The organism is Oscillospiraceae bacterium CM, assembly GCA_022870705.1.
Taxonomy (GTDB): domain Bacteria; phylum Bacillota; class Clostridia; order Oscillospirales; family Oscillospiraceae; genus Sporobacter.
Map to the genome: position 1 here is coordinate 1360007 of CP072107.1, position 12545 is coordinate 1372551.

The window sequence follows — 12545 nt, forward strand, 5'->3', positions numbered from 1 at the left end:
TCACGATATTTTTTTATCAAGATTGTGAGAGTTTAAGCGCAAATTAGTTAAAAAATTAACATATACATATTGCAATTTCGCCCTCAACAGTTTAATATATATCCTTGGGTTGATAGATTGATAAAAAATTAACAAGGCAACCCGCGATCATTGGTTACAAATAAATTCCCATCAAACACTTGTCGGACGCGACTGTGAAAACGCATCATCAATTTGTGAAAAGGAGTAAGGACATGAGCACGACGCAACACGCAACCACTTGCACCGGCACAGAGGAAGAACTCATCGACCGCATCCGCACTCTCGCGGCTAATTACAAAGGAAAGGAAGGAAGCCTCATACAGGTTCTGCACATGGTTCAGGGTGTTTACGGCTATCTGCCGCTTCACATTCAGCAGATTGTGGCGGAAGAGCTCGATCTGCCGCTGTCAACCGTGTCCGGCGTTGTGAGCTTCTACTCCTTTTTTGCGACTAAGCCGCGCGGCAGACACACCATTCGCGTCTGCATGGGAACGGCCTGCTACGTCCGCGGCGGCGTCAGCCTTGTCGAGTCGCTCGAGAAGTCACTCGGCATCCAGGCGGGCGGCACGACGTCAGACGGCGTTTTCACCTTTGAAATCGCCCGCTGCATCGGTTCCTGCGGTCTGGCCCCGGCCATGACGATTGACGATACGGTCTATCCCGAAGTGAAGGCCGCCGATCTGCCGGGGATTCTCGAGCCCTGGTACAACGACGGCAAGTAAGAGGGAGGAATAAAGATATGAACATCATCAAAAACAGGGACGAACTGACAAAGCTGCGCGATACGATTAAGAGCCAGCAGTCTACTTACAAAAACACGATTTACGTCTGCGGCGGCGCTGGCTGTGTGTCCTCACACTGCGACGAGATTGTTAAAACTCTCACCAAGGCTGTCGAAGACAGCGGACTTTCAAAGGACATTCGGATTGTTGTCACGGGCTGCATCGGCCTGTGTGCCTACGGGCCCTGCCTCGTTGTTGATCCCGACGGCGTTTTCTATGGCAACCTCACACCCGAAAAGGTTCTCGCAATCGTCGACCGCCATCTCAAGGGCGGCGAAATTGCCAAGGAATTCTGCTATTACGACGAAGATAAAGGCGATTATCTGCCTTTCATGAAAGATATCGGTTTCTTCTCCGAGCAGGTCAAAATCGCGCTGCGCAACTGCGGCCGCGTTGACTTCGCTTCCGTCGAGGATTACATTGCCAACGACGGATATCAGGCTCTGGCCAAGGTTATAATGGATATGGGTCGTGAGAAGACCGTTCAGGAAATCCTTGACTCCGGCCTTCGCGGCCGCGGCGGCGCGGGCTTCCCCACCGGCATCAAATGGCAGGCCGGTATGAATCAGCCCGGCGACCAGAAGTATATGATCTGCAACGCCGACGAAGGCGACCCGGGCGCATTCATGGACAGAAGCGTTCTGGAAGGCGACCCGCACAGCGTTATCGAGGCCATGGCGATTGCCGGTTTTGTCATCGGCGCGAACAAAGGCTACGTTTACGTCCGCGCGGAGTATCCGATTGCTGTTGAGCGTCTTGGCAACGCCCTTGACCAGGCCCGCGCAGCCGGTCTCCTCGGCACCAACATCCTCGGCACCGGCTTTGAGTTTGACATTGAAATCCGCATCGGCGCCGGCGCGTTCGTCTGCGGTGAAGAGACGGCACTCATTAACTCCATCGAAGGCAAACGCGGCGAGCCCCGCCAGAAGCCGCCATTCCCCTTCCAGTCCGGTCTGTGGAATGTGCCGACGATCATCAACAACGTTGAGACACTCGCAAACGTCCCGGCGATCATCCTCAAGGGCGCCGCGTGGTTCTCTTCCTACGGTGTCGGCAAGAGCCGCGGCACAAAGGTCTTTGCGCTCGCGGGCGACATAGTCAACGCCGGTATTATTGAAATCCCGATGGGCATGTCCCTGCGCAACGTCATCTACAAGATGGGCGGCGGCATGAAAGACGGTAAAGCCTTTAAGGCCGTTCAGTCCGGTGGCCCGTCCGGCGGCTGCCTGACAAGCGATCACCTCGACGTCTCGGTTGACTACGAAAGCCTTTCCGCGATGGGTGCCATCATGGGCTCCGGCGGCCTCATTGCGATGGACGAGAACACCTGCCTCGTTGACACGGCCAGATACTTCATGGAATTCGTTCAGGACGAGAGCTGCGGCCACTGCGTCCCCTGCCGCAACGGCACAAAGCGCATGCTTGAGCTCCTTCTGAAGATCACATCCGGCCGCGGCGAGATGACAGACCTCGACGAGCTCGCCGATCTGGCGGTTACCGTCGGCGCGACGGCGATGTGCGGCCTTGGCCAGACAGCGCCGAACCCCGTTCTCACGACACTTAAATACTTCAAGGACGAGTACCTTGCCCACGTCGTGGACAAGAAATGCCCGGCCCATATCTGCAAGGCACTCGGCACCTACACGATTGACCCCGAGAAATGCCGCGGCTGCACCGCCTGCGCCAAGAAGTGCCCGGCCGACGCCATCACCGGTGAGGTCAAGAAACCCCACGTGATCAGCCTGGAAAAATGCATCAAGTGCGGCGCTTGCATGGAAGCCTGCAAATTCGATGCGGTAGCCTATAATTAATGGAGGGCAGAAAAATGATTGAATTGACAATTAACGGCAAGAAAGTGTCTGCCCCCGACGGCTCGACGATTCTGCAGTGCGCCAAACTCGCCGGTATTAAAATCCCCACGCTGTGCAACCTTCCCGGCATTCATGTCAACGGCTCCTGCCGCATCTGCGTTGTCGAGGTCGAGGGACAGAGAAACCTGATGGCCTCTTGTATCGTCAAAGCGGCGAACGGCATGGTCGTCAAAACGAATACCGAAAAGGTTCGCAAGGCCAGAAAAACGCTTTACGATCTTCTCATCTCCAACCACCCGCAGGACTGCAACTTCTGCTCGCGCAACCAGAGCTGCGAACTTCAGGAGCTCGGCAGCACCCTCGGCGTTATGGAGACGCGCATCCCCAACAAGTACACACCCGCGCTTCTGGACATCTCCCCGTCCATCACGCGCGATCCGTCCAAGTGCGTCCTCTGCCGCCGCTGCGTGACAGCCTGTAACGAAATTCAGGCGGTCGGCGCGATCGGCAGCCAGAACAGAGGCTTCGACACGACGATCTCCCCGGCGATGGACCTGCCACTTGAGAGCGTTAACTGCGCTATGTGCGGCCAGTGCTCTGCCGTCTGCCCGACGGGCGCTATTGTTGAGACGGACGCCATGACGAAGGTCTGGGACGCGCTGCTTGATCCCAACAAACGCGTTGTCGTTCAGGTTGCGCCTGCCGTTCGCGCCGCGCTTGGCGAAGAGTTCGGCATGGAAGTCGGTACGCGCGTGACCGGCAAAATGGCGACAGCTCTGCACGACCTCGGCTTTGACGATGTTTTCGACACCAACTTCACGGCCGACCTCACCATCATCGAGGAAGGCACCGAGCTGCTCGGCCGCCTGAAGGCTGCCCTTACCGGCGGCCAGGCTGTGCTCCCGATGCTCACGAGCTGCTCCCCCGGATGGATCAAGCACATCGAGCACGCTTTCCCGAACGAGCTCGATCACCTCTCCAGCTGCAAGAGCCCGCACACAATGCTCGGCGCGCTCGCAAAAAGCTACTACGCGCAGAAGATCGGCGTTGACCCGAAAGACATGTACGTCGTCTCCGTTATGCCCTGCACGGCGAAGAAGTACGAAATCCAGCGCCCGGAGATGCAGGTTGACGGCAACTTTGACGTTGACGCTGTCCTCACAACGCGCGAGCTGGCCCGCATGATCAAGACGATGGGCATCGATTTTGTCAATCTCCCGGACGGCACGTTTGACGCACCGCTTGGCTTCTCCACCGGCGCCGCCGACATCTTCGGCGTCACGGGCGGCGTTATGGAAGCGGCGCTCCGCACAGTGTACGAGCTCACAACGGGCCGCGAGCTGCCCTTCGCCGGGCTGCACGTCACCCCGATTGTCGGCCTTGAGAACATCAAGGAAGCCGCCGTCACGTTTGAAAACGTTAAGCCGGAGTATTCCTTCCTCGAAGGCGTCACGGCGCGCATCGCTGTTGCCAGCGGCCTGAAGAATGCCGATGTTTTGATGAAGCAGATCGCAGACGGCACAAGCCCGTACCACTTCATCGAGATCATGGGCTGCCCCGGCGGCTGCATCAACGGCGGCGGCCAGCCCCGTATGGTCGGCAAGCCCGAGGACTATAGATCCCGCCGCATGAAGGCCATCTACGACGAGGACGAGAGCAAGACGCTGCGTAAATCCCACGAGAACCCGGATATGATGAAGCTTTACACGGAGTTCCTGCACGAGCCCAACGGCCATGTGGCGCATCACCTCCTGCACACAACATACACCCCGCGCGGCAACTTCAACGAGTGCGTTGCGAAATAACACCTTTAAACGAAATTCCCCCGACAACAGTCGGGGGAATTTTTTTGTGGGTGTGAAGAGACGAAAACGAGAAAGTCATGATTTTCGAGTGATTTTGTAGGGGCGAATAGTATTCGCCCGCCGGTGCAGCATGGGCGGGCGGATATGGAATCCGCCCCTACGGAACGATGCGAGATTGCAGGCATGAAAAAGGGCAGACACAAGGTCTGCCCCTACGGGGGTGAAAAGCACGTTATCAGTCTTCGGCTTCTATGAAGAGCGCCTCCGCCTCCCGCTGGGCTTTGACAAGGCTTACCCAAGCGTCTGAATAATTGTGTTGCTCGAGCATACAAATCGCGTCCGATATGCCGTTGAACAGGGCTCTGTACATTTTTTCAAAGTCTACCATGCCTTTTCCCTTCTATCTTTCTCAATAAAGCGCAGCCCGGAAGGCCGGAGCCAATCACAGCCCCCGGGCAACCGCTTCACCGAGAAATAACAAACGCGGTGAAGGACGTCTCCTTACACCGCATAAAAATGCGCGACACATGATGATAATGCCTTGTCAAAAAGAGGCAGAGACATTATAATACATTTGTGGTACAGCATATGCTGTTGTGTACGGATGCCAGTACATCCTGCACAGGGTAGGGAGTGTTCCTGCACTCCCTGCCTGCCGCATTCATTATTCTCGATGACCATATTTTAGCGGATATGGGTGAGAAATGCAAGAGGAAAAATGGACGTCTCCCATGGCAAAAAGATGGATTTACGTAAAATGCCGGGCATGAAGCCCGGCATTTAAAGATTCTTCAGCCAGTTCGAGGCCTCAGAACGCCTTATTTATTGCTCTTTATTCTTCGCCGTCGAGGGGGGCGCTGACGAAGCGGTGAATCTGTTTGATGAGGACTTTGCCGTCGAGATGATCGATGAGGTGGCAGAATTTTGAGGCTTCCGCGCCTTCAAGTGCGAGCGTCAGCTTCTCCCCTTTTTCGTTGAGCGCTTCCACAACGATTTTTTCCGGTCGTAGCATGATGCCCTCGATATCCTTATAGCACAGGCAGTCTTCGTCAATCTCCTGACTGCCGGACTGCTCGACGATGGCGGGATTGATGAGCTTTTGAATTCCGCTGTCTGTTCTGACAACGGCGAGGCGGCGCAATATCCCGATCTGATTGGCCGCCAGAGAGACGGCTTCCGGCAGGCTTTCAAGCGTCTCGGCGAGGTCATCGAGCAGAGCCAGGACATGGGCGTTTATATCGGTAACGGGGCGGCACTGTTTTTCCAAATCAGGGTCCTGAAATGTTCTGAGCTGTCTAAGCGGCACGGTCATTCTCCTTGCTTTGTTTTGAGTCTTGTTTATTGTACTAAAGGCGCGCTGTTTTGTCAAACAAAGCGGCTTTTGGCATAAAATCGGCGGGGGCACGCCCCCGCCGGTTATTTCACATTATTGTTGCAGACAGGCTTATACCGCGCCAGACGCTGCACGGCTGTTCAGCCGATGAGACGCTCGACCGTATCCGCCGGAATATTGCCCTGCGCTTTCAGCGCCTCTTCAGGATTGCGCACAATATAGGCATTGAGCGTTGCAAGCTTCTGCCGGATCGCGTTCATATCAATTCCGAGCGATTCGGGCGCACCGACTTCCGCCGATTGTGACGCGGCATTTAAGACAGACGCTTTTCTGCCGGAGAGCTCAATCTCGTCCTTCCCCTGCAGGGAGAACTTGGCCTCTGCTTCTTTCACCTTTGAACGCTTGCCGTTATTTTCGATTTTTTCGGCTGAAAAACCAGCCGTTGTCCGATCAATCTGAACTTTCATTAAAATCGACCTCAAATCCTGTTGAGTTATATTATATGTTACACCTATTGCTATAAATTGTCAAGACCCGACAAAATTCGATTTTTAATTATTTGTTATGGCTCATGGGCAGTTTGTGGAAGCCGGGTGGCGTTTACATCTGGATGAGCTCGATGCGGATACTGTCGACCCCGTTATACGTCACATAGCCGACGGACAGGAGAATGTTATATGAGCCATTGATGTAATAGCTGATGATGCCGCTTTCTTCAATGGTGTAACCGAAGAAGCTGAAGCAGTTTTGCTCCAGAAGCTTTTCATAGCTTGCCAGCGCGTCATCAACGGGCACGTTCATCGCATCAACAGCGTAATAATATGTCATCGCGTCGTCACCCGGCTGCGACAGGAACGGATACGACCCCACGACAGCCCCAAAGTCCGGCGCCGGGAAATAGGCGTTATAATACACCGTGTCCGGCAGAATGGACGCAAACGACTGCAGCGTGTCTTTGTCGAGCGACTGAATCTCGCCGGCCGGGACGGCTATATTGAGATTCTGCGCACCGGTGGCCGTCGCCGTCGTGACGCCGAGCACCTTGCCGGAGGCGTCTAAGAGCGCGCCGCCGCTGCTGCCGGAAGAAATAGCCGCCGTTGTCTGAATATATGTCTGGCCGCCGATATTGCGTGCGGCGTAAGATACAAGGCCTTCGGAGAAGGAGTTTTTAAGCCCAAACGGGCTGCCGATGGCAAAGGCAGCCGCGCCGGTCCGGACATCACCGTCAGCCAAGGCGAGGGATGCAAAGCCTGTCCCATCGACCTGGATGAGCGCGAGGTCTCTTTCCTCGCTGTAATCATAGACGCCGGAGACGTTGTATTCCTTGCCGTCAGCCGTCGTGACGACGGCTTTTGACGCGCCGACGATGACATGGTAATTCGTAACGGCCGTACCGTCTCCGTCAATAAAAAAGCCGCTGCCGGATTTAACGGCCTTGCCGTTGACATCATAAATCAGGATATAAAAGACGGCCGGTGCACATTTTTTATAAAGCTGCTCGGCTGTGAGGCTGAGCTTTAAGGTTTGGCTGCGGCGGAAGGCGGCGTTTGCCATGCGTGTGACGATGGACGCGGCTTCCGCGCGCGTGATCGTATTGTTCGGCCGGAAGGCCCCCGTCGTGTCACACCCGGTTAGAACGCCCGCCCTGTAAAGCTCGTAGACGGCATCACTGTATGTAAAACCGAGAGGCACGTCCGGCACGGCATTGTCGTCCACCCTGTTTTTGACGGCGAGCGCCTCAGCGGGCAGCGCCTTGGAGAGTATAAGGGCAAATTCCGAGCGCGTAGCCGGTGCGTCATAATTGGGATAGTCAACGTCGAGTATCCCGGCGTTCAGCGCTTCATCGGCATAGGGGCGGTACCAGGGCGACCCGTTTGAAAAATTGGCTGCGCCGTTATAATAGATTTCATGGATGCAGGCAGCCAGCTTAACGGCTTCCGCCAGCGTGAGGCGGCCGTTCGGGTCAAACCGCCCGGCACCTTTGCCGCTTATAAGCCCGTATTCATAGGAGGCCTGCACGTAAGGCGTGAACCAGTCGGTCACGGCGACGTCTTTAAAATACCCGCTTTTATATGTATGCGTCTTGACGAAGTTGGATAAGCCGCCTGACGCGAGCGCCGTTGTCGGAACGAGCGCCGTCAGCAGGAGAAAAATGAGGAAAACGGGCAGAAGTCGCTTTTTCATGAACATGCCTCCAAGAGATTGAGTCGCGGCCCCGCGGGCTTTTTGAAGGCCCCCTTGCACACGGTCTATTATATCTAACGGCTTGCCATAACACAATGCTATTATCATATATTTCCAGATTTTATTTTTTTCTGGCGGAAGGGCGCGGGAAATGACATCATCTCTGATTGTTCACACTTTATTCATAAAGTGACGCGCGATATACGATAAAATATGACGGATTGCAGAATTTTCCGGGTGAAACGGAGGCTTTGCCTTGATGGACAGACACCGCGCCGCCGGACAGACGCATGGCCCGTTTGGCGGCTTTTTGACGTATATCTGGTTATTTTGCGGCTTATTTATCTTATATTTGCTTTTATCGCCTTACGTCCGGCTGGACGGGACAAGCGCCGCTTACTACCCGGCTTTTCTCCCCTATGAGGGAGATGCGCTCGTTCGGTTTTTTATGGCGGTGTCACTTCTTCTGGCGCTTTTGGTCGCTATTTACTGGGCGCTGGGGCATCGGCTGACATTTCAAAGGGGCGTTTTCCTTCTCCTTTTCGCCGGTATTCTTTTACGTTTTGGTTATATGCTTTACACACCTTTTTTTGTGAGGGGACACGATGTTTCAACGCTTGACGGATACGGCCATCTGGCGTATATTTATCGCCTTTTTGCCGGAGAGGGCCTTGCCGACACGTCTGCCGGGCAGTATTACCACCCGCCGCTTGACCACCTTGCCGCGGCACTCACGGCGCGCCTTTTTGCTTTTTTAACGGGCGAGACAAAATTGGACACGATCTTTGAAGCGTGCCGCCTTGTCCCCTGTTTTGCCTCGTCGGCGCTTCTAATACTCTCCTATCGCCTGTTTCAGGCGCTCGGCTTTTCAAAGCGGGCCGTGCTCCTTGCCGTTTCAATCGTGGCGTTTCACCCGACGTTTGTTTTGCTTGCGGCCAGCATCAACAATGACATGCTGATGGTCTTCTTTTTCATGGCGGCGTTTTTATACACCGTCCGCTGGTACGGCGCCCCAACATATCGAAACATCTTGATCATTGCCGTCTTGATCGGCTGCGCCATGATGACGAAGCTGTCCGGCGCCTTGATAGCCTTTTATACGGGATTTGTGTTTCTTCTGGTGCTGGCACAGCACCTCAGAACACGCAGCGCTCTGCCCCTTTTTGGGCAGTTTGCCGCTTTTTCCGCCGTCTGTTTTCCGCTTGGCTTGTGGTATCCGCTGCGCAACCTGCGCCTCTTCGGCCAGCCGCTTGGCTATGTGGCCCCTATTTCAGTGACGAGCCAGCTCTATGTTGGGGACAGGCCGCCGAGCGAGCGATTTTTGACATTTTCCCTCCGCCAGATGCTTCAAACGCCGTTTTGCGACCCGTTTTCCGACACCCGGCTGTGGGAATACGCCGTGCGCTGCGCGCTGTTCGGGGAGTTTGTCTTTCCGGCGCGTCACGAGCCGGTAGCTCGTTCGCTCATCGTTTTTAGCCTTGCGCTGATCGTTATTTCGCTGGGGGCTATGCTCTATTTCCTCTTTTTTGCCCGGCGGGAAGAACAATTCGCCGTGCGGAGCTTTGCCGCCGTTTGGGTCATATTAATCGCGTCGTATATTTTCTTCAATATCCAGTACCCGTTCGGCTGCACGATGGACTTCCGCTACATCGTGCCGACTGTTATAACGGGCGCCGCGTTTCTCGGGCTGCTGTTAGAGCGCCTCCGCGGCGGCGGCCTAAAAACGGCGGGCGCTGTTGCGCTCTGCTCTGTCAGCGGCGCGTTCTGTCTTCTCTCCGCCGTCTTTTTCATCATTTGAGGTGTGCTAAATGGAAAAAATGAAGCCGCTATTTTTCGAAGTGTTCCGCTATCTCCTTGTCGGTGGCGCGTCAACGCTGATTGACTTTGCAACGCTCTACCTTTTTAACAACACATTGCCCGACCTTCACGGGTACAGGCTTTATATCGCGGCGGCGCTCGGCTTTTTGGCGGGTCTTGTTTTCAACTATGTCCTGTCGCTCGCGTTTGTCTTTCAGACGGCAAAGACAAAGGGCGCGGGGCGCGGGGCGGCGGCGTTTATGCTTTTTGCCGTTATCGGCGGTACGGGGCTGGGGCTGACGGAGCTTGGCATGTACATTGGCGTTGCCCTTTTCATGTGGCATTACTTATTTGTCAAAATCCTTGTGACAGGGATTGTTTTTTTCTGGAATTACCTGTCGCGAAAAATACTGATTTTCAGGTAGGAGACTGACGATGGCTGAAAAAACGGCGATCATCATCGGGGCGGGGCCAGCCGGTCTCACGGCGGCCTATATGCTGCTGCGTGATACCGATATTCGTCCCATCATCCTTGAAGAGACGCCATTCATCGGCGGCATTTCGCGGACGGCGGCGTTTAACGGCAATAGGATTGACCTCGGCGGGCACCGCTTTTTTTCAAAAAATGAAGACGTGATGACACTGTGGCGGGAATTGATGCCTGTGCAAGGCGCGCCCGCGTATGACGACAAAATGCTCTCCCGGCAAAAGGATTTCTTCCCAGACGGGCCGGACCCGGAAAAAACCGACCGCGTCCTGCTCCTGCGCGACAGGGTCTCGCGTATTTTTTACCTGCGGCGCTTTTTTGACTACCCGATCACGCTCAAGGCGCAGACACTCTTAAACATGGGTCTTCTGCGCACGCTGAGGGCCGGGTTCGGCTATCTGCACGCCGCGCTTTTCAAGCGCCGAGAGAAGACGCTGGAGGACTTTTATATTAACCGCTTCGGCAAGCCGCTTTACACCATGTTTTTCGAGGACTATACCGAAAAGGTCTGGGGCGTGCACCCGTCGCGCATTGCGCCGGACTGGGGCGCGCAGCGCGTGCGCGGCCTGTCCCTGTCGAAGGCGGTTTTGAACATGCTGAGAAGACCGTTTGCGCGCAACAATAATCAGCGCATTGAAACGTCGCTGATTGAGTCGTTTTATTATCCGAAAAAGGGACCGGGGCAGCTTTGGGAGGCGCTTGCCGAGCGCGTTGTGTCCCTCGGCGGCACGATTCATTTGTCGACCAAGGCCGCTTCGTTCGCTGTTGAAAACAGCAAGGTTGCGGCTGTTACCGCCGTGAAGGACGGGGAAACAAGCGTTTTCCGGGGTGATTATGTCCTCTCGTCTATGCCTGTTAGGGACCTTGTCGCCAATATGGGCGGCGACGTCCCCGCGGATGTCCGGGCGATTGCCGAGGGGCTCCCCTACCGCGATTTTATGACGGCCGGCCTGCTCGTTAAACAGCTTGAAATCCAGAACGAGACGCGCTTTAAAACACTCGCCAACATCGTGCCGGATTGCTGGATTTACGTGCAGGAGCGCGAGGTGCAGCTTGGACGAATGCAGATCTTCAACAACTGGTCGCCTTATATGGTCAAAGACCCTGAAAACACCGTTTTTATCGGACTGGAATATTTCTGCAACGCGGGTGACGCGATGTGGACGATGACCGACCGCGCGTTTTGTGACTTTGCCGCCTTTGAGCTTGAGAAAATCGGTGTGATCCGCCGCGAGAACATATTAGACAGCGTCTGCATCCGGGTTCCAAAGGCCTACCCCGCCTATTTTGGCACATATGAGGCGTTTTCGGACGTGCGGCGGTACCTTGATACCGTATCAAACCTTTATTGTATCGGGCGCAACGGCCAGCACAAGTATAACAACATGGATCACTCCATGCTGACGGCTATGGAGGCCGTCCGCTGTATTCGGGAAGGCAAAACGAGCAAAAACGACGTTTGGAACGTCAACACCGAATCCGATTATCACGAAGCGAAGGCCGAATAAAATTCAGGAACCGCGGCTTTTCAGCCGACCGGTTCCTGAATTTCTTCGTTATGGTTTTTATCAGGCCGCGACGGGCACTTTTTTCATCAGGAGCGCCGCCAACAGGAAGACGAGACCGATGATGCCGGATGCTATGACGATAACGAGCGGCAGCGCAAAGTAATATGATGCCGCTGCGGCGAGAATAAAGAGGATGCCCGCTAGGATGCCGCCGAGCTTGCCGCCAGCAAGGATGCCTATGATGCCGCCGAGCAGCAGGGCTGCTGCCACAATCAAGCCGGAGACGAGGTCGAGCGCCGGGAACATGCTGCCGAACAGGCCTGCCAAAACGTCTGGTGCGAGGACTTCCAGCGCGACAACGAGCGCTGCCAGAATGCCAAGAATCCCGAGAATCAGTTTGACCGCTTTCATGAACTTGCCCTCTTTCATTATATTATACCGCCCTTGGCGGTTGACAACGCATTGTCTACATAATGAAGTGCTGTTCTCTGCGTCTTCCTGTGACGGGCTATTGCGAGACCCTCCCGCGCTTAGATGACGACCTTTTTCGTTTTCAGGTCGTCGTTTTTTGTTTTGAGCGGCTTTTTGTCGGCCGTTGTGCTGCCGTCCTCCACAGCGAGGGCGTCATCGGGGATGGCGTCCAGCCCATCGTCCCAAGAGATGACGAGGCCGTCCATCTTGACCGTTTTACCTTTGAGGTTTTCATTTTTTTCAACGAGCGCCATGTTTTGTGCCTCCTTTTATCGGCAGCCTGATTGTAGCAAACAAAAAAGGATTCGTCAAGCAACATGGCGCGGGACAGACGGAGCACCCTCAT

General features: G+C 55.0%; 12 protein-coding genes. 6 read left to right on the forward strand and 6 right to left on the reverse strand.

All coding sequences use genetic code 11. The annotated features are described in order from the left end of the window. Positions 1 to 233 precede the first annotated feature (233 nt). Genes IZU99_06785 through IZU99_06795 form a run of 3 tightly spaced genes read left to right on the forward strand, consistent with a single transcriptional unit; the run spans position 234 to position 4419 of the window. The gene (locus tag IZU99_06785; GenBank protein UOO36977.1) at positions 234 to 743 is read left to right on the forward strand and encodes an NAD(P)H-dependent oxidoreductase subunit E; all 510 of its coding nucleotides are present in this window, start codon (positions 234 to 236) and stop codon (positions 741 to 743) included. A 17-nt stretch (positions 744 to 760) separates the two neighbouring features. Beyond that, a complete protein-coding gene (locus tag IZU99_06790) occupies positions 761 to 2614 on the forward strand; it encodes an NADH-quinone oxidoreductase subunit NuoF (GenBank protein UOO36978.1) in 1854 nt (617 codons plus the stop codon). A 14-nt stretch (positions 2615 to 2628) separates the two neighbouring features. Continuing rightward, a complete protein-coding gene (locus IZU99_06795; protein ID UOO36979.1) occupies positions 2629 to 4419 on the forward strand; it encodes an iron hydrogenase small subunit in 1791 nt (596 codons plus the stop codon). Between the two features lie 235 nt (positions 4420 to 4654). Here the strand turns inward: IZU99_06795 and IZU99_06800 are convergent, their stop codons facing one another. The 4 genes from IZU99_06800 to IZU99_06815 form a co-directional block, all read right to left on the reverse strand. Next, positions 4655 to 4807 carry a hypothetical protein gene (locus IZU99_06800; protein UOO36980.1) on the reverse strand — a complete coding sequence of 51 codons (153 nt, stop codon included), beginning with the start codon at positions 4805 to 4807 and terminating at the stop codon, positions 4655 to 4657. A gap of 444 nt (positions 4808 to 5251) precedes the next feature. Continuing rightward, complete coding sequence (locus tag IZU99_06805; protein UOO36981.1) at positions 5252 to 5725, reverse strand: peptide deformylase; 474 nt, start codon at positions 5723 to 5725, stop codon at positions 5252 to 5254. Between the two features lie 167 nt (positions 5726 to 5892). Continuing rightward, positions 5893 to 6219: a hypothetical protein gene (locus IZU99_06810; GenBank protein ID UOO36982.1), complete on the reverse strand. Its 327-nt coding sequence runs from the start codon at positions 6217 to 6219 to the stop codon at positions 5893 to 5895. A gap of 133 nt (positions 6220 to 6352) precedes the next feature. Further along, positions 6353 to 7936, reverse strand: coding sequence for a trypsin-like peptidase domain-containing protein (locus IZU99_06815; GenBank protein UOO36983.1), 1584 nt, complete (start codon positions 7934 to 7936; stop codon positions 6353 to 6355). A gap of 256 nt (positions 7937 to 8192) precedes the next feature. On the opposite strand from IZU99_06815, the gene IZU99_06820 reads away from it, so the two are divergent. From IZU99_06820 to IZU99_06830, 3 genes are read left to right on the forward strand one after another with little or no spacing between them, the layout of a single operon-like run. After that, positions 8193 to 9734 (forward strand): phospholipid carrier-dependent glycosyltransferase, encoded by a 1542-nt coding sequence (locus tag IZU99_06820; protein ID UOO36984.1) that lies wholly within the window; start codon positions 8193 to 8195, stop codon positions 9732 to 9734. Positions 9735 to 9753: 19 nt separating this feature from the next. Then, positions 9754 to 10158 (forward strand): GtrA family protein, encoded by a 405-nt coding sequence (locus tag IZU99_06825; protein ID UOO38778.1) that lies wholly within the window; start codon positions 9754 to 9756, stop codon positions 10156 to 10158. Positions 10159 to 10168: 10 nt separating this feature from the next. Then, positions 10169 to 11728, forward strand: a complete 1560-nt coding sequence (locus IZU99_06830; GenBank protein ID UOO36985.1) for an NAD(P)/FAD-dependent oxidoreductase — start codon at positions 10169 to 10171, stop codon at positions 11726 to 11728. A 60-nt stretch (positions 11729 to 11788) separates the two neighbouring features. On the opposite strand, the gene IZU99_06835 is transcribed toward IZU99_06830, so the two are convergent. Beyond that, positions 11789 to 12139, reverse strand: a complete 351-nt coding sequence (locus IZU99_06835) for a hypothetical protein (protein UOO36986.1) — start codon at positions 12137 to 12139, stop codon at positions 11789 to 11791. Positions 12140 to 12258: 119 nt separating this feature from the next. Continuing rightward, positions 12259 to 12453 carry a hypothetical protein gene (locus IZU99_06840; protein ID UOO36987.1) on the reverse strand — a complete coding sequence of 65 codons (195 nt, stop codon included), beginning with the start codon at positions 12451 to 12453 and terminating at the stop codon, positions 12259 to 12261. Positions 12454 to 12545 lie beyond the last annotated feature (92 nt).